Origin of the sequence: Agromyces mediolanus (assembly GCF_044917495.1) — a bacterium.
GTDB classification, from domain to species: domain Bacteria; phylum Actinomycetota; class Actinomycetes; order Actinomycetales; family Microbacteriaceae; genus Agromyces; species Agromyces mediolanus_B.
In genome coordinates this window covers 186,042-209,689 of the sequence record NZ_JAVSSI010000007.1, presented here as the reverse complement: position 1 = coordinate 209,689, position 23,648 = coordinate 186,042, and the positions used below count along the sequence as shown (strand labels likewise).

General features: G+C 73.0%; 20 protein-coding genes. 11 read left to right on the top strand and 9 right to left on the bottom strand.

Annotated elements, in window-relative coordinates; translation table 11 throughout:
- Positions 1 to 88 precede the first annotated feature (88 nt).
- Positions 89 to 790 carry a TetR/AcrR family transcriptional regulator gene (locus ROT00_RS12205; RefSeq protein ID WP_404775206.1) on the bottom strand — a complete coding sequence of 234 codons (702 nt, stop codon included), beginning with the start codon at positions 788 to 790 and terminating at the stop codon, positions 89 to 91.
- Between the two features lie 170 nt (positions 791 to 960).
- On the opposite strand from ROT00_RS12205, the gene ROT00_RS12200 reads away from it, so the two are divergent.
- The 6 genes from ROT00_RS12200 (at position 961) to ROT00_RS12175 (ending at position 7,675) form a co-directional block, all read left to right on the top strand.
- A complete protein-coding gene (locus ROT00_RS12200) occupies positions 961 to 2,238 on the top strand; it encodes a sugar ABC transporter substrate-binding protein (RefSeq protein ID WP_404775204.1) in 1,278 nt (425 codons plus the stop codon).
- Positions 2,239 to 2,245: 7 nt separating this feature from the next.
- Positions 2,246 to 3,169 (top strand): carbohydrate ABC transporter permease, encoded by a 924-nt coding sequence (locus ROT00_RS12195; protein WP_229781666.1) that lies wholly within the window; start codon positions 2,246 to 2,248, stop codon positions 3,167 to 3,169.
- 1 nt (position 3,170) lies between these two features.
- Entirely contained in the window at positions 3,171 to 4,100 is a 930-nt protein-coding gene (locus ROT00_RS12190; RefSeq protein WP_404775202.1) for a carbohydrate ABC transporter permease, read from the top strand.
- A gap of 79 nt (positions 4,101 to 4,179) precedes the next feature.
- Positions 4,180 to 5,343 (top strand): glycoside hydrolase family 1 protein, encoded by a 1,164-nt coding sequence (locus ROT00_RS12185; RefSeq protein ID WP_404775200.1) that lies wholly within the window; start codon positions 4,180 to 4,182, stop codon positions 5,341 to 5,343.
- A 110-nt stretch (positions 5,344 to 5,453) separates the two neighbouring features.
- Positions 5,454 to 6,926: a peptide MFS transporter gene (locus ROT00_RS12180; RefSeq protein ID WP_404775198.1), complete on the top strand. Its 1,473-nt coding sequence runs from the start codon at positions 5,454 to 5,456 to the stop codon at positions 6,924 to 6,926.
- A gap of 29 nt (positions 6,927 to 6,955) precedes the next feature.
- Complete coding sequence (locus tag ROT00_RS12175) at positions 6,956 to 7,675, top strand: polyprenol monophosphomannose synthase (RefSeq protein WP_404775196.1); 720 nt, start codon at positions 6,956 to 6,958, stop codon at positions 7,673 to 7,675.
- Between the two features lie 213 nt (positions 7,676 to 7,888).
- Here ROT00_RS12175 and ROT00_RS12170 read toward each other — a convergent pair whose 3' ends face one another.
- Positions 7,889 to 9,511 (bottom strand): carboxylesterase/lipase family protein, encoded by a 1,623-nt coding sequence (locus ROT00_RS12170; RefSeq protein WP_404775194.1) that lies wholly within the window; start codon positions 9,509 to 9,511, stop codon positions 7,889 to 7,891.
- Between the two features lie 9 nt (positions 9,512 to 9,520).
- Positions 9,521 to 10,831 (bottom strand): MFS transporter, encoded by a 1,311-nt coding sequence (locus ROT00_RS12165; protein WP_404775192.1) that lies wholly within the window; start codon positions 10,829 to 10,831, stop codon positions 9,521 to 9,523.
- Between the two features lie 161 nt (positions 10,832 to 10,992).
- Here ROT00_RS12165 and ROT00_RS12160 point away from each other — a divergent pair, with 161 nt between their 5' ends.
- Positions 10,993 to 12,273 (top strand): alpha/beta fold hydrolase, encoded by a 1,281-nt coding sequence (locus tag ROT00_RS12160; protein WP_404775190.1) that lies wholly within the window; start codon positions 10,993 to 10,995, stop codon positions 12,271 to 12,273.
- A gap of 30 nt (positions 12,274 to 12,303) precedes the next feature.
- Here the strand turns inward: ROT00_RS12160 and ROT00_RS12155 are convergent, their stop codons facing one another.
- From ROT00_RS12155 to ROT00_RS12135, 5 genes are all read right to left on the bottom strand, one after another.
- Positions 12,304 to 13,416, bottom strand: coding sequence for an FtsX-like permease family protein (locus tag ROT00_RS12155; protein ID WP_404775188.1), 1,113 nt, complete (start codon positions 13,414 to 13,416; stop codon positions 12,304 to 12,306).
- Positions 13,413 to 14,066: an ABC transporter ATP-binding protein gene (locus ROT00_RS12150; RefSeq protein WP_404775186.1), complete on the bottom strand. Its 654-nt coding sequence runs from the start codon at positions 14,064 to 14,066 to the stop codon at positions 13,413 to 13,415. The genes ROT00_RS12155 and ROT00_RS12150 overlap by 4 nt, the downstream gene beginning before the upstream one ends.
- The gene (locus tag ROT00_RS12145; protein ID WP_404775184.1) at positions 14,063 to 15,148 is read right to left on the bottom strand and encodes a peptidoglycan-binding protein; all 1,086 of its coding nucleotides are present in this window, start codon (positions 15,146 to 15,148) and stop codon (positions 14,063 to 14,065) included. The genes ROT00_RS12150 and ROT00_RS12145 overlap by 4 nt, the downstream gene beginning before the upstream one ends.
- A 190-nt stretch (positions 15,149 to 15,338) precedes the next feature.
- Complete coding sequence (locus tag ROT00_RS12140; protein WP_376934355.1) at positions 15,339 to 16,553, bottom strand: ROK family protein; 1,215 nt, start codon at positions 16,551 to 16,553, stop codon at positions 15,339 to 15,341.
- Positions 16,550 to 17,146 (bottom strand): TetR/AcrR family transcriptional regulator, encoded by a 597-nt coding sequence (locus tag ROT00_RS12135; protein ID WP_404775182.1) that lies wholly within the window; start codon positions 17,144 to 17,146, stop codon positions 16,550 to 16,552. The genes ROT00_RS12140 and ROT00_RS12135 overlap by 4 nt, the downstream gene beginning before the upstream one ends.
- Before the next feature lie 92 nt (positions 17,147 to 17,238).
- Here ROT00_RS12135 and ROT00_RS12130 point away from each other — a divergent pair, with 92 nt between their 5' ends.
- From ROT00_RS12130 to ROT00_RS12115, 4 genes are all read left to right on the top strand, one after another.
- The gene (locus tag ROT00_RS12130) at positions 17,239 to 18,564 is read left to right on the top strand and encodes an MFS transporter (protein WP_404775180.1); all 1,326 of its coding nucleotides are present in this window, start codon (positions 17,239 to 17,241) and stop codon (positions 18,562 to 18,564) included.
- Positions 18,561 to 19,313: a phosphatase PAP2 family protein gene (locus tag ROT00_RS12125; protein ID WP_404775178.1), complete on the top strand. Its 753-nt coding sequence runs from the start codon at positions 18,561 to 18,563 to the stop codon at positions 19,311 to 19,313. The genes ROT00_RS12130 and ROT00_RS12125 overlap by 4 nt, the downstream gene beginning before the upstream one ends.
- Positions 19,310 to 21,592 carry a glycoside hydrolase family 3 C-terminal domain-containing protein gene (locus tag ROT00_RS12120; protein ID WP_404775177.1) on the top strand — a complete coding sequence of 761 codons (2,283 nt, stop codon included), beginning with the start codon at positions 19,310 to 19,312 and terminating at the stop codon, positions 21,590 to 21,592. Before ROT00_RS12125 ends, ROT00_RS12120 begins: the two co-directional genes overlap by 4 nt.
- 195 nt (positions 21,593 to 21,787) lie before the next feature.
- Entirely contained in the window at positions 21,788 to 22,414 is a 627-nt protein-coding gene (locus tag ROT00_RS12115) for a DUF4190 domain-containing protein (RefSeq protein ID WP_404775175.1), read from the top strand.
- 91 nt (positions 22,415 to 22,505) lie between these two features.
- Here the strand turns inward: ROT00_RS12115 and ROT00_RS12110 are convergent, their stop codons facing one another.
- Positions 22,506 to 23,540, bottom strand: a complete 1,035-nt coding sequence (locus ROT00_RS12110; RefSeq protein WP_404775173.1) for an NAD(P)-dependent alcohol dehydrogenase — start codon at positions 23,538 to 23,540, stop codon at positions 22,506 to 22,508.
- Positions 23,541 to 23,648 lie beyond the last annotated feature (108 nt).

The window sequence follows — 23,648 nt, the reverse complement described above, 5'->3', positions numbered from 1 at the left end:
GTTTGAGAAACTAATTCACACCACCACCCACTTCCCCAAGCCGGGCGGGGGGGGGGGCGGACGGGCGGGGGGGGTCAGGCGGGTGGGGTCAGGTAGCGGGCGGCGGGGGGAGGAGGTAGCCGCGCACGAACTCGTCGAAGAGGGCGGTCATGTCGACCGAGTCGTCGAGGAGCCACTGCTGCTGCAACCCGTCCATGACCGCCGAGATGAGCCGAGCGGCGTGCGCCGTGTCGATGTCGGCGCGGATCAGCCCGTCGCGCTGCGCGTCGGCGAGCACCTGGCTCGAGGAGGCCGCAGAGACGGCGTAGCGGCGGGCGAACTCCTCGTGCGCGGGGTGCTCGCTGTCGGTGGCTTCCGCGGAGATCACCGTGTAGAGCGAGGTGAGCCCGCGCGTCGTCTGGTTGTAGGCGACGACCTTGCGGACCTGTTCGAGCAGGGTCGACTCGGAGACGTCGCCGGCTGCGGCCTGCACGTGGGCGTCGCGCTGGCGGAGCACCTCGCTGAACAGCTCGTCCTTGCCCGAGAAGTGGTGCATGAGGCCGGCGGGCGTGAGGTTCACGCGCTTCGCGATCTCGCGCAACGAGCCGCTGTGGTAGCCGCTGCGGCCGAAGACGACGAGCGCGGCGTCAACGATCTCCTGCCGCTTCGCCTGGCCCTTCGCGTAGCTGCCGCGCGCGCCGCGGGTGCGGGCGGGGGAATCCGGATGCCCCGGGGCATCCGCGGTCGTCGGGGTCTCGTCCGCTCCGCCGCGCGCGTCCGGCGCGGTGCGCTGCGCCTCGTCGTCCTGCATGGACCGAATCTATCGCACCTGAGCATGAAAACCTATCGGTTGTAAGGTTTTTGGGTTATGGTGGGCCGGTCGCGGCCGAGCGCCGCGACCGGATCCGGCGGAGACAACCCCCTGCCGTGCGGACCACGACCGATGGAGGCCGAACGATGAATCGATGGAGATCACACCGGATGGCGCGCCGCGCCCTGCTCGCCGGGGCGGTCATGGCGGTCGGCGCGACCGTGCTCGCCGGCTGCGGGCGGAGCGACGGAGCCGCCGGCGGCGGCCAGGAGAGCAAGGGCGCGATCGACGACCAGCCCGCGAAGGGCACCGTCGAGATCTGGGCGATGGGCAACGAGGGCGAGGTCCTCGGCGAGCTCGCCGCGAAGTTCGAGGAGGAGAACCCCGACGTCACCATCGACGTCACCGCCGTGCCCTGGGAGAGCGCGCACGACCGCATCGCCACCGCCATCGCGGGCGGCGAGACCCCCGACATCTCGATGCTCGGCACCACCTGGGTCGGCGAGTTCGCCGCCACAGGCGCCTTCGAGCCGACCCCGGAGGGCCTCGTCGACGAGGGCAGCTTCTTCGACGGCTCCTGGGACACGACCGTCGTCGACGGCACCGCCTACGGCGTGCCCTGGTACGTCGACACCCGCGTGCTCTACTACCGCACCGACCTCGCCGAGGCCGCCGGGGTCGAGGCCCCCGCGACCTGGGACGAGTACCACGCCTTCGCGAAGGCCCTGCACGAGCAGGGCGCCGCCTCCGGCGTCTCGCTGCCGCCCGGCGGCTTCGACTCCTGGCAGTACGTCGCGCCGCTCGCCTGGCAGCAGTGCGGCGACATCCTCGCCGACGACGGGCAGAGCTTCGCGCTCGACAGCCCCGAGTGGAAGGAGGCGTTCGAGTTCTACGCCAGCTTCTTCGAGGACGGCATCGCCGAGCCCGTCCGCCTCGAGGGCGGCGAGATCGAGCAGAAGTTCATCGCCGGCGACGTCGGCTCCTTCTTCAGCGGCCCGTTCCACGTGAGCCTCCTGCTCGAGCAGGGCGGCGCCGACTTCGCCGACAAGTTCGCCGTCGCGATGGTGCCGGGCGCCGACAGCCGCACGAGCTTCACCGGCGGCGGCAACCTGGCCGTCTTCGACGACAGCGGCAACCGGGATGCCGCGTGGAAGTTCGTGCGCTGGCTGAGCCAGCCCGAGACGCAGATCGCCTGGTACGACGTCTCCACCGACCTGCCGAGCGTCGAGGCCGCCTGGGACGACACGACCTTCGCCGACGACCCCTACCTCAGCGTCTTCGGCGAGCAGCTCACCGACTCGAAGGCGCCGCCCGCCATCCCGACCTGGGCGCAGGTCTCGGCCGTCATCGACCAGGAGCTCGAGAAGGTCGCCCGCGGCGAGTCGAGCGTCGACGACGCCCTGAGCTCGGTGCAGCAGCAGGCCGAGTCCATCGGCACGGGGCAGTGATCCGGTCGTGACCGCCCTGCCCACGCCGGCCCCGGCCCGCGCCCGTGCGGCGCGGCGCCGGAGCCGGCGCGCAACCCTCGTCGCCTGGGGCTTCGCGGCGCCGTTCGTCGTGCTCTTCCTCGTCTTCATGGCGGGCCCCATCGTGGCCTCGCTCGGGATGAGCTTCACCGACCTGACGACGCGCGACCTGCAGACCCCGTTCAACGTGAACCTCGTCGGCCTCGACAACTACCTGCGCCTCTTCGAGGACCCGCGCTTCGTGCGCTCGCTGCTGAACACCGGCATCTTCGTGCTCGTCGGCGTGCCCGTCACGATGGCGCTCGCGCTCGCCGTGGCGCTCGCGCTGAACACCGGGATCGCGAAGTTCCGCACCGTGTTCCGGGTCGGCTACTACGCCCCGGTCGTCACGAGCATCGTCGCCATCGCCATCGTCTGGCGATTCATCCTGCAGCCCGACGGCCTGCTGAACGCCTTCCTCGGCTGGTTCGGCATCGAGGGCCCGAACTGGCTGCAGTCGACGAGCTGGGCGCTGCCCTCGCTCATCATGATGGCCGTCTGGCGCAACATCGGCACGCTCATGGTGATCTTCCTCGCGGGCCTGCAGGGCGTGCCGAAGGAGCACCACGAGGCGGCCATGGTCGACGGCGCGAACGCGTGGCAGCGCTTCGGCTCGATCACCCTCCCGGCGCTCCGGCCGACGCTGCTGTTCGCGGCCGTGATCACCGGCATCGGCTTCCTCCAGTTCTTCGAGGAGCCCTTCGTGATGACCCGCGGCGGCCCGCTCGACTCCACGCTCTCGACCGCGATGTACACCTACCAGCAGTTCGGCTTCGGCAACTACTCCTACGCCTCCGCCGCGAGCTACGTGCTGTTCCTCGCGATCGTCGCGCTCTCGCTCATCCAGTTCCGCTTCCTCGGACGGAAGGACTGACATGACCCAGCTCACCGACCCGCCCGCCGCGGCCGGCGCCGCGGCCGAGGCATCCGTCGTCCCGCCCGTCGGCACGGCCGCCCCACGCACGGCCGCGCGCCCGCCGCGACGCCGCCGCGGCGCCCGTCGCTGGTGGCTGTACCTGGTGCTCGCGGCGGGACTCGTCGCGATGGTGATGCCGTTCGTCTGGATGATCCTCGGCTCGTTCAAGACGAACGCCGAGATCCGCCAGCACCCCACGAACTTCTGGCCGATCGATCCGACGCTCGACAATTACGCGCAGCTGTTCGGCCGGCTCGACTTCGCGAGCTACTTCGCGAACAGCCTGATCGTCGCGTTCTTCGTGACCGCGGGCAACATCGTGTTCTCCTCGATGGTGGGCTACGCGCTCGCGAAGCTCGAGTTCCGCGGCAAGCGGCTGCTCTTCGGCCTCGTGCTCGCGACCCTCATGGTGCCGGGCGTCGTGACCTTCGTGCCGCTCTTCGTGCTCACTGCGAACCTCGGCCTCGTGAACTCGTACCCGGGCCTCATCCTGCCGTTCCTGATCACCCCGCTCGGGGTGTTCCTGATGCGCCAGTTCATGCTGTCGCTGCCGGACGAGCTCATCGAGGCGGCGCGCATCGACGGGGCGAGCGAGTGGCGGATCTTCCTCCGGGTGATCATGCCGCTCTGCGGGCCCGCCGTCGCGACCCTCACGATCCTCACCTTCCTCGCCAGCTGGAACAACTTCCTCTGGCCGCTCGTCGTCGCGACGAGCGAGGACAAGTACACCCTGCCGGTGGCGCTCGCGCTCTACTCCGTCGGCCAGAACGCCGCGCAGTACGGCCTCATGATGGCCGGCGCCGTCGTGGTCGTCGTGCCGGTGCTCGCCATCTTCGTGGTGCTCCAGCGCTACTTCGTGCAGGGCATCGCGCTCACGGGCATCAAGTGAGCCGGGCGGCCGGGGCATCCGGCCGAGCTCCGGCATCCGATCCATCCGCCATCCGAACGACTCAGGAGACCAGCACCGCATGACGAACCCCGCCTTCCCCGACGGCTTCCTCTGGGGCGCCGCGACCGCGGCCCACCAGGTGGAGGGCAACAACGTGAACTCCGACTGGTGGCAGCGCGAGCACGGGCACCTGCCCGGGCCGCCCGTCGCCGAGCCCTCGGGCGACGCCGCCGACAGCTTCCACCGCTATCCGGAGGACATGGCGCTGCTCGCCGGCGCCGGGCTGAACGCCTACCGCTTCAGCATCGAGTGGGCGAGGATCGAACCGGAGCGCGGCTTCGTCTCGCGGGCCATGCTCGATCACTACCGGCGCATGGTCGACACGGCCCGTTCGCTCGGGCTCGAGCCCTCGGTGACGCTGCACCACTTCACGAACCCCGTCTGGTTCGCCCGCGAGGGCGGGTGGCTGACGGATGCCTCGGTCGACCACTTCGCGCGCTTCGTCGAGATCGCGCTGCCGATCCTCGACGACGTCGCGCACGTCTGCACCATCAACGAGCCGAACATGGTGTCGGTGCTCGCCGACCCCGCGGTCGGCTTCCCCTCGATCGGACTGCCCCCGGGCGTGCCGGCGGTCACCGATCGGCTCATCGCCGCCCACCGGCGCGCGGTCGAGCTCGTGCGCGGCGCCGGGGCGCAGGCGGGCTGGACGATCGCCACGCAGGCCTACCAGCCCGAGCCCGGATCGGAGCAGGTCGCCGCGGACTACGGCCGCTCCCGCGAGGACGTCTTCCTCGACGCCGCCGAGGGCGACGACTGGGTCGGCGTGCAGGCGTACACCCGTACGAAGATCGGACCCGAGGGCCCGCTGCCGATCCCGGAGAGCGCGGAGCGCACCCTCACCGGCTGGGAGTACTACCCGCCGGCGGTGGGCGACGGCATCCGCAACGCCTGGTCGCGCAGCCGCGTGCCCGTCTACGTCACCGAGAACGGCATCGCGACCGCCGACGACGCGCGCCGCATCGACTACACGCGGGGCGCGCTCGAGACGGTGGCCGGATGCCTCGCCGACGGCGTCGACGTGCGCGGCTACCTGCACTGGTCGGCCCTCGACAACTACGAGTGGGGGAGCTTCGCGCCCACCTTCGGCCTGATCGGCTGGGACCGCGAGACCTTCGAGCGGCACCCGAAGCCGAGCCTCGCCTGGCTCGGCGAGGTCGCCCGCACGGGCCGCCTGGCCTGACGACGCCGTCCCGCTGCTGTTCTCGAGTTGCCCGATTTCCATGAAAGTCGGGCAACTCGAGAGGGAGCGGCGGGCGGGGGCGGAATCGGGGCGGGAGTAGGGTGAGCGGCATGGGGGATCAGCACGCCACGACCGATCAGGATGCCCGGAACGACCGGGGCTTCTTCGGGCAGCCGCGGGCGCTCGCGAACATCTTCGGCGTCGAGATGTGGGAGCGGTTCAGCTTCTACGGCATGCAGGGCATCCTGCTCATCTACCTCTACTACTCGGTCGCCGACGGCGGCCTCGGCCTGCCCGAGACCTCCGCCGCCGGCATCGTCGGCGCCTACGGCGGCGGGGTCTACCTCTCGACGATCCTCGGCGCGTGGATCGCCGACCGCCTGCTCGGCAGCGAGCGCGTGCTGTTCTTCAGCGCCATCGTCATCATGGCCGGGCACCTCGCGCTCGCCCTGCTGCCCGGCTTCGTGGGAGTCGGCGTCGGCCTCGTGCTCGTCGCCTTCGGCTCCGGCGGGCTGAAGGCCAACGCGACGAGCGTCGTCGGCACCCTCTACGCGCCGGACGACGTGCGCCGCGACGCCGGCTTCTCGATCTTCTACCTCGGCATCAACCTGGGCGGCTTCCTCGGGCCGATCCTCACGGGGCTGCTGCAGTCGACCCTCGGCTTCCACTGGGGCTTCGGGCTCGCCGCGCTCGGCATGGCGATCGGCCTCCTGCAGTACTCCTTCGGCCGCAAGCGGCTGCCGGCCGAGGCATCCGTCGTCCCGAATCCGCTGCCGCGCGGACGAATCGGTCTCGCGATCGGCGTCGGCGTCGCCGGCGTCGTCGTCATCGCGGTGCTCGTCGCGACCGGGCTCATCACCGCGGAGAACCTCGTCACCTGGGTGATCGGCGCCACGATCGTCGCGGCGATCGCGTACTTCGCGGTCATCCTCTCCAGCCGCCGGATCAGTGCGACCGAACGCAGCCGCGTCGTCGGCTTCATCCCGCTGTTCATCGCGAGCGTCGCGTTCTGGTCGCTCTACCAGCAGCAGTTCACCGTGCTCACCATCTACAGCGACAAGCAGCTCAACCGCGACCTCTTCGGCTGGGAGATGCCGGTGTCGTGGGTGCAGTCGATCAACCCCGTGTTCATCATCATCCTCTCGGGCGTCTTCGCCGCGATCTGGACGAAGCTCGGCGCGCGTCAGCCGTCCACTCCCGTGAAGTTCGCGCTCGGCACGGCGATCATGGGCGTCGCGTTCCTGCTGTTCATCCCGTTCGCGGGCGGCGGCCCGAACTCCACCCCGCTGCTCGCGATCATCGGCATCCTGTTCGTCTTCACCGTCGCGGAGCTGCTGCTCTCGCCCGTCGGCCTGTCGGTCACGACGAAGCTCGCGCCCGAGGTGTTCCACACGCAGATGGTCGCGCTGTTCTTCCTCTCGGTGGCGCTCGGCACCGCGATCTCGGGCCGGCTCGCGGAGTTCTACTCGGCGGCGACCGAGGTCGGCTACTTCGGGGTGCTCGGCGGCATCGCGATCGTGCTCGGCCTCGCGCTCGCGGTCGGCAGCCGCGGCGTGCTGCGGCTCATGCGCGGCGTGCGCTGAGCGGTCACCGACCGGTTACGATTCGAGGGATGCCCAGCCCGCTCGTGGTGATCCCCACGTACAACGAACGTGAGAACCTCGCCGCGATCGTCGGCCGGGTTCGGCGAGCGGTGCCCGCCGCCGCGGTGCTCGTCGTCGACGACGCCTCGCCCGACGGCACCGGCGCGCTCGCCGACGAGCTCGCCGCCGCCGACGCGCAGGTGCTCGTGCGCCACCGGGCGGGCAAGGAGGGGCTCGGTGCGGCCTACCTCGACGCCTTCGGCTGGGCGCTCGCCGCGGGGTACGACCCGATCGTGCAGATGGATGCCGACGGCTCCCACCTGCCCGAGCAGCTCGACGCGCTCCTCGCACCGCTCGACGCCGAGGCGGACCTCGTCATCGGCTCGCGCTGGATCCCGGGCGGCCGCATCGAGAACTGGCCCAGGTACCGGGAGCTGCTGTCCCGGGGCGGCAGCGCCTACGCGCGATGGGTGCTGCGGCTGCCGACCCGCGACGCGACCGCCGGGTACCGGGCCTTCCGCGCCGAGGGGCTGCGCCGGATGCGGCTCGACGAGGTGCACACGAAGGGGTACGGCTTCCAGGTCGACATGCTCTGGCACGCGCACGAGGCGGGGCTCGCCGTCGTCGAGGTGCCCGTGACGTTCGTCGAGCGCGAGCTCGGACGCTCGAAGATGAGCGTCGGGATCGTGCTCGAGGCGATGCTGCGGGTCACGGGCTGGGGCCTCACGGCGCGCTTCCGCCGCCGCTGACCCCGGCCTGGGCCTGCCTGCCTGCGCCCGCCCGCTTGCCTGCCCGCCCGCACCCTGCCGGTTCGGCGAGTTGCACGACGGAACGCGCGCCGCGCCGTGCTGCGGGGGCGTGCCGCGCGTTCCGTCGTGCAACTCGCAGGGGACGGGCAGGTGTGGGGAGGGGCAGGCAGCGGGCAGGGCGCGGGCGCGGGCGGGCGGGCAGTGGGTCGGCGGTCAGCGGAGGGGAGCGACCGAGGCGTAGGCGTCGGGCTGCACCCTGGAGGGGATGTCCCACACCTTCGCCGTCGGGGTCGCGCCGTGCGCGGCGGGCCAGCCGGGATCGCCCCGGTCGATGAAGGAGACGGCGGCGGTGTGCAGCTCGTCGGCGAGCCCCTGCGGCGGGTTCGGGCCGGCGAGCGGCACCATCGCGGGGCCGTCGAGGCAGTCGAAGAAGAACGGCACGTCGAGGCAGTGCTCGGCGAAGCCGAACGTCCCCGAGGGCCACGAGAAGCGGTAGAGCCATGTGCCGGCCGAGGCATCCGTGCCCAGTGCCGCCGAACCCGCACCCGCTGCCGCCGAACCCGCGCCCGCCGCGCCCGCGCCGGCCTCGCGCGCCTCGACGACGCGGAGCAGCGCGGTGCGGAACATCCGGTCGCTGAGGAAGCGCCCGGCGATCCGCGCCGTGCCTTTCGCGGCGACGTCGGCGTTCGCGCGCAGGTAGGGCTTCAGGCGCTCCTTCGGCATGCCGAGCTTCTTCAGCAGGAACGACTTCGGGACCCAGCGCAGCTTCTTCTCCGCCTCGGCGAACGCCATCGTGAACTCGTCGTCGGTCGCGCCGAGCACGAGCGGGATGTCTCGGCCGACCCCGGCCGCCAGGGATTCCAGCGTCGGCCGCTCGAGGAGCTCGCCGTCGATCGTGGGGCCGAGCGGCAGCCCCTCGTCGATGATCGAGCCGAGCGAGTCCGGGCCGAGCTCCGTCGCCCGCTTCTGCAGCTCGAGGATCCGCTCCTCGGGGAGGCTGCCGAAGCCCGCCCGCGTCGGCTCGACGCCCGCCTGCTCGGCGAGCGCCCGCCCGAACGCCTCGCTGCGCGCCGGCGCGACGTCGGCGAGCGCTCCCGACAGGGCGTACACGCCGTGGAACAGCCGCTGCGCCGCCGGCATGCCGAGCAGGGTGAGCACCGCCCCGCCGCCGGCCGACTGCCCGGCGATCGTCACCCGGCCGGGGTCGCCGCCGAACGCGGCGATGTTCCGCTGCACCCACTCGAGGGCGAGCAGCCAGTCGCGGACGCCGCGGTTCGACGGGGCATCCGCGATCCAACCGAACCCGTCGAAGCCGAGCCGGTAGGAGATCGTGACGGTGACGACGCCGTCGCGGTTGAAGCTGCGGCCGTCGTACCAGGGGCTCGCGGGGGAGCCGGCGAAGTAGCCGCCGCCGTGGATCCACACGAGCACGGGCAGCCCGGCCCCGCCGTCGGCGGGCGCTGCGGGCGACGGCGTGAACACGTTGACGTTCAGCGTCGACTCGCCCGGCACGCTCGGCTCGGGGATGAGCGTCACCCCCGGGTCGCCGCGCTGCGCGGTGGGCGCGAACTCGAGCGCGTCGAGCACCCCGGTCCACGGCGCCTTCGGCACCGGGGCCGCGAAGCGCAGCTCGCCAACCGGCGCCTCTGCGAAGGGGATGCCGAGGAACGCCGCCGAGCGTTCGGCGCCCCGGCCGCCGCTCGCGTCGCCCGCGCGGCGGACGGTCGGACGCCAGCGGCCGCGGACCCGGCCGGCGAGGGTGTCCACCTCCACGAACTCGGCGGTGTCGATGGCGGATGCCGAGTGGCGGGGCTCGGTGGCGGGGGTGTGCGACATGCAGTGCTCCTAACGCACGCTCTTGATGGGGGCGGTGGCGATCGCAGCGATGATGACGAATACGATGCCGAAGACGAAGAGCATCGGGTAGCCCCCGAGCACGCCGATGATGGTGCCGGCGACCGCGGCGCTCATCGCCTGGGGGATGTTCGTCGCGATGTTCAGGATGCCGAGGTCCTTGCCCGCGGCCGCGCCGTCGCCCGGCAGCACCTCGCTCATGAGCGCGGCGTCGACCGACATGTAGAGCCCGAAGCCGATGCCGTTGATGACGGCCATCGCGATCATGCCGGTCATGTTCGGCATGAGGAGCGGCATGGTGAAGCCCGCGACCATGATGACCGAGGCGACGTAGATGAACACCTTGCGCCGGCCGATCCGGTCGCTCCACCAGCCGGAGAGCGCGATGGCCACGAGCGTGGGCACGAGCGAGACGAGCGTGAGCGTCACGGTCGCCCCGGCGGCGCCCTCGAGCGACATGCCGATGTAGTCGGTGAGGATGTAGAGCTGGAAGGCGGCGACGACGAAGTAGCCGAGCATGAGCAGGAAGCGCGCCGCGAACGCCCAGGCGAAGTCCGGGTGCTGCCGCGGGCTCACCCAGAAGCCGCCGAGGAAGCGCTTCCAGCTCCACGGCTCGATGGCCGCGTCCTTCGAGGACCAGTCGCGGTCGATGAGCACGTAGACCACGGTGACGACGATGATCGCGACGCCGAACGCCGAGTAGCCGACGCCGAAGTTCGTCGCGAACTGGCCGGCGATCATCACGCCGATGGTCATGCCGAGCTGCGTGCCGATGCCGAACATCGCGCTCGCGGCGCCGCGCTTGTCGCGCGGGAAACGGTCGGGCGTGATCGCCGACAGCGGGCCCTGGAGGGCGTTCAGCGAGACCTGGATCAGCACCCAGAAGATCGTCACCCAGAGGATCGAGTCGAGCATGCCGAGGCCGAACAGCAGGATGCCGCCGATGAGCGCGCCGCCCACCATCCACGGGGCGCGGCGGCCGAAGCGGGTGCGGGTGCGGTCGCTGATCGCGCCGACGATCGGCTGGGCGAAGAGGGTGAAGACGAAGGAGACGGTCGAGACGATCGCGAGGTTCGCGACCTTGTTCGCCTCGTCGATCATCGCGACCTGGATGGGCAGGAGGATCGCGATGAGCCCGCCGTAGGTCGCGAAGAGGGTGAGGGCCACGAGCAGGATGCCGGGGAGGGTGCGCCGCGTCGGCGGCGGGCTCGCGGGCGGGTCGCCCGGCACGGGCTCGGTGGCGGAGATGGCGCCCGTGGGGGCGAGCTCCGCGGCGGGGTCGATCGGGGGCTGCATGGACATGGGGCTCCTCATCGTCGAGTGGGCCGGTGCGGGTGGGGTGAGGCAGAGGCTGAATCCCGAGCGCCGTTCGGAATCCGTGGCACCAGTGTGCCGCGCGGCATGCAAAACTTCAAGTCTCGAATTATGTGTGCGGGCGGGTCGCGATCTGCGAGGATCGCCGCGTGAGTCAGAACGCGACCGACGGGGAGACCGGGCCCGCCGCGGCGACCGGCCGGCCGCGGCGCGCATCGGAGCGAGCGGCCCGACGTCGTCGCGCTCGCCTGCTCGTCGCGGCCTACGTGCTCGGCATCGTCGCGACGCTCACGGCGGCGGAGGCCCTGCGCACGCTGGGCGACGCGGCGGAACGCCCCGGCCTCGCCGCGTTCTACGCCGCGCCCGCTGCGGCCGAGCTCACGGGCGCGCCCGGCACGATCATCCGGAGCGAGCCGCTCGCCGGCGTCCCCCTCGCGAGCCGCGGCTGGCGCATCATGTACCGCTCGACCGACCTTCACGGAACCCCGATCGCCGTCACGGGCATCGTGGTCACCCCGCTCCGCCCGGTCATGGGCGAGCGCACGGTGCTCGCCTGGGGGCATCCGACCACCGGCACCTCGCCCGACTGCGCGCCGTCCCGCAGCGACGACCCGTTCCTCGGTATCGAGGGGCTGCGCCTGATGCTCGACCGCGGCTACACGGTCGTGGCCACGGACTACGCCGGAATGGGCACCGCGGGACCCGACTCATACCTCGTCGGGGTCACCGCCGCGCACTCCGTGCTCGACGGCGTGCGCGCGGCGCAGGCGATCGAGGCGGCGGCGGCTGGCGACCGCGTCGTGCTCTGGGGGCACTCCCAAGGCGGACAGGCGGTGCTCTTCGCCGCCGAACAGGCGTCCGCCTACGCCCCGGAGCTCGAGATCGCCGCCGTCGCGGCCGCCGCGCCGGCGGCCGACCTCACCGCCCTCATGGGCTCGCACCTCGACGACCTCTCGGGCGTCACGATCGGGTCCTACGCCTTCGCCGCGTACGCCGACGTGTACGGTCCGACCATGCCCGGCGCCGAGCTCGACACGGTGCTCACCCCGGAGGCGATCGCACAGCTCCCGGAGATGAACCGGCTGTGCCTCCTGCCAGAGCTCGATCGGCTGCACGCGATCGCCGAGCCGCTCGTCGGCGACTTCTTCGCGCACGACCCGACGGCCATCGAGCCCTGGGCCGGTCTCCTCGAGGAGAACTCCGCCGGACGCACCGCGATCGACGTCCCCCTCTTCGTCGCGCAGGGAGCCGACGACCGGCTCGTGCTGCCCGCGGACACCGCCGAGTTCGTCGCCCGCGAGCGGTCGCTCGGCGTCGACGTCACCGAGACCGTCGTGCCGGGCGCCACGCACTCCACGATCGCCTATCTCGCGCTCCCGGCGCTCGACGCCTGGCTCGACCGAGTCGAACAGCGGGCCTCGGGCGGGTGAACCCGGTCGGCAGCGCAACGGCCCGCACCGCTACGGCACCCGGAGCTCCGCGATCGGCTCGCGCCGCGCCGCGGACAGGGCGGGCAGGAGCGCGGCCAGCGTCGCGACGAGCACCCCGAGGACGTCGACGCCGATCAGGTACGCGAACTCGGGGACCGGATCGCCGGAGAGCCAGAGCACCGCCGCGGCGACCGCCGAGCCGACGGCGGCGCCCGCGGTCGCGGTGATCGCCGTCTGCGTCGTCACGAGGGCGACGATCAGCCGCTGCGAGGCGCCGAGGGCGCGTCGCCGGCCGAAGTCCTTGCGGCGGAGCGTCACCATGCCGAACAGCAGCACGGCGACGAGGAGCGCGCTGCCGCCCAGGATGCCGAGCGTGAGCGCGCGTCCGTGCGCCCCGAGCTGCCCCCCGACGAGCCCGCGGAGGGTTGCGAGCGCCTCGCTGCTGCGGATCTCGACGGTGTCCGGATCGGTGACGTCGAGCAGCGTGCGGACGGTGTCGGTCACGGGCGCCACGAGCTCGGGCCGCGTCGCGATCACGACGAGTGCGCCGACCGGCGCCGCCCGCTCCGCCCCCGACTGCGGGGCGATGACGAGCGGTTCGAGGAACGCGAGGTGCTCGGGCGTCCCGATGCGTCCGGCGATCGCGTAGGCGGTGCCGCCGCGCACGGCGATGCCGCCGGCGGCCTCCGCCATGCCCAGCTGCGCCAGCGCTGCGTCGGAGGCGTACGCCGCCTCGCCGAGCGCGACCCCGGGCTGCGCCGGCAGCCCGAGCCCGGCCCAGTCGTCGCTCCAGGCCCGGCGCAGCGCGACCGGGGCGCCGTCGGGGAATGCGGTGTTGCGCGCATCCTCGGAGAGCCCGAACGCTCCCGCCCACTCGATGCCGTCGATGTGGGCGAGGCGGTCGAGCACCGAGACGTCGAGCCCCGCGTCGGGCTCGGCGCGGACGACGATGGCGCGGGTGCCCGCCGAGTCGATCGAGGCGACGACCTGCTGCTCGGCCGCGACCGTGCGGCCCGAGGTGAGGAGCACCGCCGCGCACATCCCGGCGACCATGACGAAGCCGAGCACGGACCCGACCGGCTGGGCGAGGGCCGAGACGAGCGCCTCCCGCAGCAGCGCGCGCGCCCGCCGGACGGCGTTCACAGGACCAGTTCCCGGTCGCACCGGCCGACGAGCGCCGGATCGTGCGTCACCACGACGACCGCCGCCCCGCGAGCGGCCTGCTCGCGCAGCGCGGTGAACACGACCTCGCTCGACGCGGGGTCGAGGTTGCCCGTCGGCTCGTCGGCGAGCACGATCCGCGGGTCGCCGAGGAGCGCCCGGCACAGCGCGATGCGCTGCGCCTGCCCGCCCGAGACCTGTCCGGGCCTCGCGTCGGCGCGGAGCGCCACCCCGAACCGTTCGAGCAGCTCGTGCGCCCGGTGCCGGGACCGCCGGCGGTCGTCGCCCCGGTACAGGGCGGTCTCGAGCACGTTGTCGAGCACGGTGCGGGTGGTATCGAGCGCGGCGTCCTGGAAGACGAAGCCGAACCGGGCGGCGCGATGGGCGGCGCGCTCGCGATCGGGGCGGGACTGCATCGGCTCGCCGTCGAGCAGCACCTCGCCCGCCGTCGGGCGCAGCATGAGCCCGAGCAGATAGAGCACCGTCGACTTGCCGCGGCCGGACGGCCCGGTCACGGCGACGAGCTCGCCCCGGTCGAACGTCGCCGACCAGTCGTCGAGCAGCGGGGTCGCCGGCTCGTAGCGGAAGGAGACGCGCTCGGCGCTGAGCACCGCATGCGGAGGCCGGCTCATCCCTCGGCCGCCGGGTCGCCGCCCTCGGGTGCGGGGACGCGGACGCGGAGCCCCGCGTCGACCCCCTCGACGACGGCCATGCCGCGCGCGGCCGCCACGACCTCGACGGGATGCCTGCGGCCGCGCTCGTCGACGACCGCCACGGTGCCGTCGGCCGCGGAACCGAGTGCCGCGACCGGGACGACGAGGCCCCGCACCGTCTCGGCGGTCACGACGGTGGACGGCAGCGGAGTGTCGCCGCGTGCGGACAGCGCGCCGCAGCCCGCGCCGCAGATGGATGCGCCGTCGGCCCCGCCGAGCACGAGCGCGAGCTGGTCGTCGGCTTCGCCGGAGGGGAGCTGCTCGGCGACGACCGCCTGCCAGCTCGCACCGTCGGGCGCCTGGATCGCCACGGCCGTGCCGGGCGGCATCGACGCCGCCTGGGAGCGCCCGACCGGGATCACGAACTGCGGTTCGGCGGGCAGCGTGGAGACCACCGCCTCGCCGCCGACCAGCCCGGCACCCGGGCGGACGAGCTCGTCGTCGAGGGAGATGCGGCCCGGCAGCTCCGGCACGAAGACGAGGTCGCCGGCCTGCACGACGCCGTCGGCCGGTACGTCGAGCGACTCCTGCCAGCGCTTCACCGCCGCCTCGGTGAGCGGGCCGAACTCGCCGTCGACGAGGCCGTCGTAGTGGCCGAGCTCGGCGAGCAGCTGCTGCAGCTGCTGCACGTCGGCGCCCTCGCTCGCCCGGCCGAGCGGGCGGAACGCCGGCACCGTGCCGGTCGCGACGACGACCGGACGGAGGTCGACCGAGTACAGCTCGGCGCCGTCGCGCACCTCGTCGCCGGGGCCCACCGCGACCGAGGTGACGGTGCCCGCCGCGCGGTTCGTGCCCGCCGGCGTCTGCGGCCACGACGCCACGGTCGTCAGCTGCACCGAGGAGCCGACCTCGCCGGCGACCACTTCGACGTGCGTGGAGCCGCTGGTGGCGAGCGCATCGCTCGGCGGGACGAAGACGGCCGAGACGGACCAGCCGACGAGGGCGCCCGTGCCGAGCAGCAGTGCGGCGACGACGAGACGCGCCGGCCAGCGCGCGGTCATGTGCGGTGGTCGATTCCGTTCCATCATGCTGCGCACCCGTTCGTCGTGGTATCCCGATGCATCGAGCGTACGCGAACCGACCGACATCCATCGCCGGAAGTCCAGAGCGTATCCACCTCTGGCGGGGAATGCGCCGGGGCCGGCGGCCCAGATGGAGGCATCCCGAGCCGCAGCTCCGAGTCGCGGGTCCTCAGTCGCGAGCGAGGGCCGCCGGATCGGCGAGGAGCCGCGCCACCGCGGTGCGCTCGGCGCCGACGAGCGCCGCATCCGCGCCGAGGCGGCTGCCGAGCACCCGAGGCGGGGTCAGGTACCGCCCGTCGATGCCGGGCTGGATGGCCGCGAGCGCCTCGCCGAGCTCGTCGGCCAGCTCGGCCAGGTAGCCGCCGAGCACGATCACCGTCGGATCGATCGCCATGACCAGGATCTGCAGCGCCCGGGCCAGTTCGGCGCGACCGCTCCGCCAGGCCGCGACCGCGCGGGGCTCCTCGGCCCGGATGCGGTCGACGAAGACGCGGAGCGCCGCGGTGAGGCCCGCCTCGCGGGCGAGCGCGTCGAGTCCGGCGGCGGCGAGGAGGACGTCGGGGCCGGCGACCGTGACGAGGCATCCGCGCTGCCCGCAGCCGCAGGCCGCGCCCTCGGGGACGACCGGCAGGTGGCCGAGCGCGCCCGCGATGTGGTGGCTGCCGTCGAGCGGGGCGCCGTCGACGACGATCGCGCCACCGATGCCCGAGTCGCTCTTCAGGTACAGCAGTTCCGCCGGGCGTCCCGTGTCGAGGTGCTCGGCGACCGCGGCCACGGCCGTGTCGGCGAGCAGGCGCAGCCGCCCGGCGCGGGCGAGCGCGGCGATCGTGGGCGAGCGCTCGGCGAGGAGTGCGAGCAGATCGACCGTGCCCCAGTCGAGATCGGTGTCGGCCAGCACGACGGCGGGGTCCCCGCCGACCGGGGCCCAGGCGACGACGGATGCCTCGGCGATCCGGCGCCCGGCCGGCTCGAGCTCGGCGAGCAGCTCGCCGACGACGGCCGCGGCGACGTCCGCCACCCGGGCCGGGTCGCCCATCGGTCGGCCGTGCCGGCGTTCGGCGCGGTGCAGGCGCTCGCCGCGCAGGGAGGAGGCGACGGCGACCGCGCGGTCGGCGTCGATCAGCACGGTGAGGATCGCGAGGTGGTCGCCGCTCAACTCGAGGAGCGTACGCGGGCGGCCCTTGCCCGTCGGGGCGATCGATGCGGTCTCGCGCACGAGCCCGTCGTGCTCCAGGCGCCGCACGAGGGCGGTCACCGATCCGCGCGCGAGGCCCGTCGCGGTCGCGAGCTCGCTGCGGCTCGCGCTGCCGAGCGCCGCGAGCCGGCCGGCGACGAGCGCCAGGTTGTGCCGGCCGACGTCGGCGCTCGCGAGCGACCCGGTCATTCCGCGGCCGGCGGCTTCAGCGACGCGAGCAGGTACTCGATGTGATCGCCCATGTCGATCGAGGGGTCCATCAGCCACTGGGTCTGCAGCCCGTCGGCGGCGGCGAGGAGCAGGCTCGCGATCTTCTCCGGGTCGAGGTCGGCGCGGAGCGTGCCGTCGCGCTGGCCCTCGCGGATGCTCTCCACCGACATCTCACGGAAGATCCGGAACCGCTCCGTGAAGAAGGGGCGGGCGGCGTGGTCGGCCTCGGTGGCCTCCGCCGAGAGCCGGGCGTAGAGCTGCACGAGCCCGGGCACGTCGGCGTTGTGGCGCATCACCTGGACGAAGCCGTCCATCATGCTGAGCTCGTGGTCGGCATCGGCGGCCTCGAGGACCTCGCGGTCGACCTCGTCGCGCTTGCGCAGGATCTCCGCGAAGAGCTCCTCCTTCGAGGAGAAGTAGTGCAGCAGGCCGGCCTGGCTGAGGCCGACGGCGTCGGCGAGCTCGCGCACGGAGGCGCGCCCGTAGCCGTTGCGGGCGATGACGTCGAGCGCGGCGGTGAGGATCTCCTCGCGCTTCGCGATGCCCTTCGCGTACGAACCCCTGCGTGCCATACGTGAATCGTAGTCGCTTGCAGAGCAAAACCGAGTGGCGTATGGTTTTCGCACCGCCTCGATGACGAGGCCTCCTGGAAGGACTTCCCCCGATGACGATGTCGTCCGCTCCGCAGCCCGCCGCCGAATCCCGACCCGACGATCCCGAATCCCTCGAAGCCGCCGCCGCCTTCGTCGAGGAGGCCGCCGGCAACGAGGACCCGCCCGCCCCGATCACGGGCGTCGGCCGGCTCCTCGGCTGGATCATCCCCGCGAACCTCGGCATCTTCCTGATCTGGGGCGCCGTCCCCGGCATCCTGCTCCCGCAGCAGGTCACCCTGCTGTTCGGCGAGGCCGACAAGGTCGCGAACCTCGCCATCGTCGCGACCATCGGCGCATTCTGCGCCATGATCGCCCAGCCCATCGCCGGGCAGATCTCCGACCGCACGCGCTCGCGCTTCGGCCGCCGCGCGCCGTGGATCTTCCTCGGCGCCCTCGCCGGCGGCCTGTCGCTCGTCGGCCTCGCCTTCGCCGACTCGCTCGTCGGCGTCGTGATCGCCTGGACCCTCGTGCAGATCACCTACAACTTCGCGCAGGGGCCGCTCAGCGCCGTCATGCCCGACCGGGTGCCGCTGAAGCGCCGCGGTACCTTCGCCGCCCTCTCGGGCATCGGCCTCATGGTGGGCGCCCTCGGCGGTCAGGTCGTCGGCTCGCTCTTCTTCGAGAGCATCGCCGCGGGCTACCTCACCTTCGCCGCGATCGCGATCGTGGTGCTCACGCTCTTCATCGTGTTCAACCCCGACCACTCCTCGAAGGACCTCCCCGTCGAACCGTTCAAGCTCGGCGACTTCCTGCGCACCTTCTGGGTGAACCCGGTCAAGCACCCCGACTTCTTCTGGGCCTTCACCGGGCGGCTGCTGCTCTACACCGGCTACTTCGCCGTGACCGGCTACCAGCTCTACCTGCTCACCGACTACTTCGGCGTCGAGCGGCCGCAGGACGTCATCCCCGTGCTCGGCCTGATTAGCCTCGCCGGCATCCTCATCGCGACGATCGTCTCGGGGCCCCTCTCCGACAAGCTCGGCCGCCGCAAGATCTTCGTCTTCGCCTCCTCGGTCGTCACGGGGCTCGCGTTCCTGCTGCCGTGGGTCTGGCCCGACGTCACCGCCTGGATGATCATGACCTTCATCTCCGGCCTCGGCTTCGGCATGTTCCAGGCGGTCGACACGGCGCTCATGAGCGAGGTGCTGCCGTCGGCGAAGTCGTTCGCGAAGGACCTCGGCGTCGTGAACATGGCCGCGACCCTGCCGCAGACCCTCGCCCCCGGCGTCGCCGGCGCGATCGTGCTCGCCTTCGGCTTCGCGGGACTGTTCCCGGTCGCGATCGTCCTCTCCGTGCTCGGCGCCTTCGCCGTCTGGCCGATCAAGGCCGTGCGATGACCGCGGATGCCTCGCGGCCGCGCCGCCCCCGGGTGCTGCTCGTCACCGGCCTCGTCGGCCTGGCCCTCTTCGCGGTGTTCGCGTTCGCCGTCGCGGCCGACGTGGAGCACCCCTTCACCCAGCCCCTCGACGACGCCTGGCGCGCCGTCGTCGGGCTCGCTCCGGGCACCGGCGGCGAGACGTGGGCGCTGCCGATGTTCTTCCAGTACCTCGGCGAACTGCCGGGCGCGGTGCTCACCATCCTGCTCATCCCGATCTGGCTGTTCGTCGTCCGCCGCTGGCGCTCGGCGCTGTTCTTCCTCGCCGCCGAGTTCGGCGGCACCTTCCTCGTATCCCAGCTCGTGAAGAACCTCGTCGACCGGCCGCGCCCGGCCGACGACGCGGCCGCGAACCTCTTCGGGCCGCTGTTCCAGGTCGACCACGGCTCGTTCCCCTCCGGGCACTCGGTGAGCGCCGGCATCCTGCTCGTCGGCGTCGCCGCCCTCCTGCCCGTCGCGAAGCGGCGCTGGTGGTGGCTCGTCGGCGGGCTGATCGCGGTCGGGATGATCTGGCAGCGCACACTCATCAACGCGCACTGGTTCTCGGACGCCGTCTTCGGCGTGATCGGCGGCGCCTCGGCGACGCTCGTGCTCTGGTGGGCGTTCGCGACCCTGCTCGAGCGGGACTACGGCAAGCCACTCTTCCGCCGGGCCGTCCCGGCACCGCTCGACGCCCGGCCGGCGTCACCCTACGAAGGAGCATCGGTATGACCGACACCATCGACCAGACCGCCGAGTTCGCCGCGCGCGACGCGGCGGAGCTCGTCGCGGAACTCACGCTCGAGGAGAAGGCGTCGCTCACGAGCGGCGCGAGCTTCTGGGGCACGAAGGCGGTCGAGCGCGCCGGCATCCCGTCCATCGTGCTGACCGACGGCCCGCACGGCGTGCGCCTGCAGCGCGGCTCCAGCGACCACCTCGGCCTCGCCGACAGCGTGCCGGCGACGTGCTTCCCGCCCGCCGTCGCGCTCGGCTCGGCCTGGGACCCGGAGCTCGCCGAACGCGTCGGGCGCGCACTCGGCGAGGAGGCGCGGGCCGAGGGCGTCGGCGTCCTCCTCGGGCCGGGCATCAACATCAAGCGCTCGCCGCTGTGCGGGCGCAACTTCGAGTACCTCTCCGAGGACCCGATCGTCTCCGGCGCGCTCGGCGCGGCCCTCGTCCGCGGCCTGCAGTCGCAGGGCGTCGGCGCCTCGCTGAAGCACTTCGCCGCGAACAACCAGGAGTTCGACCGCATGCGCGCGTCGAGCGACGTCGACCCGCGACCGCTGCGGGAGATCTACCTGCGCGGCTTCCACCGGGTCGTCGAGGACGCGCAGCCGTGGACCGTGATGTGCTCGTACAACCGCATCAACGGCGTCTACGCGAGCGAGGACCCGTGGCTGCTCACGAAGGTGCTCCGCGACGAGTGGGGCTTCGAGGGGCTCGTCGTGAGCGACTGGGGCGCGGTGAACGACCGCGTCGCGGGGCTTCCCGCCGGACTCGATCTCGAGATGCCGTCCTCCGACGGCCGCACCGACGCCCAGCTCGTCGAGGCGGTGCGGGACGGCCGGCTCGCCGAGTCGGCGCTCGACCTCGCGGCGACGCGCGCCGTCGAGCTCGCGCAGAAGGCGGTCGCCGGCGCCGACGCGGATGCCTCGTACGACGTCGACTCCCACCACGCCCTGGCCCGCGAGGCCGCGGCCCGCGGCGTCGTGCTGCTGAAGAACGACGGCGTGCTCCCGCTCGCCGCCGGCACCCGCGTCGCCGTCGTCGGCGAGTTCGCGCGGACGCCGCGCTACCAGGGCGCGGGCTCCTCGCTGATCAACCCGACCCGGCTCGACACCGCGCTCGAGGAGATCGCCGCGCTCGCCGGCGCCGCTCCCGTCTTCGCGCCCGGCTTCACGCTCGACGCGAAGGCCGCCGCCGACCCGGCGCTCATCGCCGAGGCCGTCGCCGCGGCCGAGGGCGCCGACGTCGTGCTCGCCTTCCTGGGTCTGCCCGCCGCAGCGGAGTCGGAGGGCTTCGACCGCGAGCACCTGCGGCTGCCCGAGGCGCAGCTCGAGCTGCTCGCTGCCGTGCGCGCCGCCAACGCGAACGTCGTCGTCGTGCTCGCGAACGGCGGCGTGGTGGAGCTGCCGTTCGCCGAGGAGGTCTCGGCCGTGGTCGAGGGCTGGCTCGGCGGCCAGGCCGGCGGCGGCGGCGTGGCCGACGTGCTGTACGGCGTCGTGAACCCCTCCGGGCGGCTCACCGAGACGATCCCGCTCCGGCTCGAGGACACACCGGCGTTCCTCGACTTCCCGGGCGAGTTCGGGCACGTCCGCTACGGCGAGGGGCTCTTCGTCGGCTACCGCTGGTACGACGCCCGCGACGCCGCCGTGCGATACCCCTTCGGTCACGGGCTCTCGTACACCTCCTTCGCGTACTCCGACCTCGTCGTGTCGGCCGACGCGAGCGGACTCGTCGCGCGGGTCACGGTGACGAACACGGGCGAGCGCGACGGCCGCGAGGTCGTGCAGCTGTACACCTCGCTCGGCGCCAGCGCCGTGCAGCGCGCCCCGCGCGAGCTCAAGGGTTTCGCCTCCGTCGAGCTCGCCGCGGGCGCGTCGCAGCAGGTCGAGATTCGGGTGCGCCGCGAGGACCTCGCCTACTGGGACGTCCGCGTCGACCGCTGGGTCGTCGAGGGCGGCGAGTACCTCGTGTCGGTCGGCGCCTCGAGCCGCGACCTCCGGGCCGAGGCGAGCGTCGCCGTCGCGGGCGACGCGGTGCGGATCCCGCTCACGATGGAGTCGTCGATCGGCGACCTCATGAGCGACCCCGTCGCCGGCCCGATCGTGGCGCAGGCGCTGGGCGGCCTCTTCGGCGACAACCCCGGAATGGCGGCGATGGCCGACGACGAGGGCATGGAGAAGATGATGGCCTCGTTCCCGATCGGCCGGCTCGTGGGCTTCCCCGGCGTCCCGGTGTCGCACGAGCAGATCGAGCAGCTCCTGCAGGCGGCGAACGCCGGCCGCTGAGCCGCTCCGACGGACGGCGGATGCCTCGGGCGCGACTCGCCCGGGGCATCCGCCGTTCCCGGCTCCGTTCCGGAACCGGGCCGCCGATCGGGCGGATCGCGCCCGATGGTGGCCCGCCGTCGCCCGGTGGCGCTACGATCGGCCAGTCGGGGGGCGACACTCCCCGGACCATGTCCGCGACCCGGAGGAGTCATCATGACCGACCCCAACGCCCCCCAGGGCGAGCCGCAGCAGCCGGTCGAGCCGGCCGTGCCGGCCGAGACCGCCGCCCCCGTCGAGCCGGCGGCGCCCGCCGCCGCGCCGGCCGAGCCCGCGGCTCCGCCCGCCGCCCCGCCGCCCGCGTACGAGGCTCCGGCCGCGCCCGCCGAGCCGGCTGCCGCTCCCGCCGAGCCGGCCGCCCCGGCCTACGGCGCCCCGCCCGCGGCTCCGCCGGCCGCGCCGCCCGCGTACGGCGCGCCGCAGGGGCAGCCCGCGTACGGCGCCCCGCAGGCCCAGCCGGCCTACGCGCCCGCCCCGGCCGGCGACACCTACCCGGGCAAGGGCCTCGGCATCGCCGGCCTCATCCTCGCGATCTTCCTGCCGCTCATCGGCCTCATCCTGAGCATCGTGGCGAACTCGCAGTCGAAGAAGGCCGGCCAGAAGAACGGTCCCGCCAAAGCGGGCATCATCGTCGGCTCGATCCTGCTCGCGCTCGGCATCATCGCGACCGTGATCGCCATCATCGTCGCGATCGCCGCCGGGGGCAGCCTCGTCGCCGCGTGCGCCGAGCTCGGCTCCGGCGTCTGGCAGCTCGAGGACGGCACGGTCATCACCTGCAGCTGACCGTCCGTGCGGCGTCCGATCGTTCGGACGCGCGGATGCCCCGGGGCCGATCGGCCCCGGGGCATCCGTCGTTCCCGGTCGCGGAGCGGGGTCAGGGCACGACGACCGCGCGACCGCGCAGGGTGCCGTCGTGCAGTCGGCGGTAGGCCTCGGGCGCCTCGTCGAGCGAGAAGCGCTCCGTCTCGATCTTGACGAGCCCGGCGCGCGCGAGCTCGAAGACCTCGAACAGCTCGGCGCGCGAGCCCCAGTACGGTGCCCGCACCGTCGAGTCGTAGGGCGAGGCGAGGAGGCCCGCCGGCACCGCGCCCGCGCCGACCCCGACGAGCACCTGATCGCCCTCGACCGCGAGCATGGCGTGGCCGGCGTCGATCGTCGGCTGGATGGCGACGAAGTCGAACACCGCCGCAGCGCCCTTCCCGCCCGTGAGCTCCTTCACCCGGTCGGCCGCCTCGGCATCCGAGGGGAACACGTGGTGCGCCCCGACCTCGGTCGCGAGCCGCAGTTTGTCCTGGCTGACGTCGAGCGCCACGACCGTCGCGGGCGACAGCGCGCGCAGCAGCTGGATCGCGACGTGGCCGAGTCCGCCCGCGCCGATCACAACGGCGGTGCTGCCGGGCACGAGCTTCGGCAGCGACATCTTGATCGCGTGGTACGGGGTGAGCCCGGCGTCGGTCAGCGCGACGTGCTCGACCGGGTCGAGGTCGCCGAGCGGCAGCAGGAATCGCGCGTCGGGAACGAGGAGGTACTCGGCCATCGCGCCCGGAGCGCCGAGACCGGGCGGGCGGATGCCGAGCTCCGCGGCGCGTTCGCAGTAGTTCTCCTTGCCCTGCGCGCACTGCACGCACCGGCCGCAGCCCTGCGGCCCGTAGACCGCGACGGCCTCGCCCACCTCGACGCCGGTGACGCCCTCGCCGAGCTTGTCGACGACGCCCGCGCCCTCGTGGCCGAGGGTGAGCGGCAGTCCGTAGACGTACTGCTCCTCGTTCAGGCCCATGATGAAACTGTCCGAGTGGCAGGCTCCGGCGGCGGTGACGCGGATCCGCACCTCGCCGGGCCCGGGCTCGGGCTTCTCGATCTCGACGATCTCGGGGGCGGCCCCGATCGTGCGGTACTGCAGCGCTTTCATGTGCACGTACTCCTCGGCTCGATTCCGGCCCGCCCAGCTGCGGGCTCGTGGCCAGTCTCCTCCCCGAGCCTGAACGCCAGTCGAGCAAGCGACGGACGGGTGGGGGCA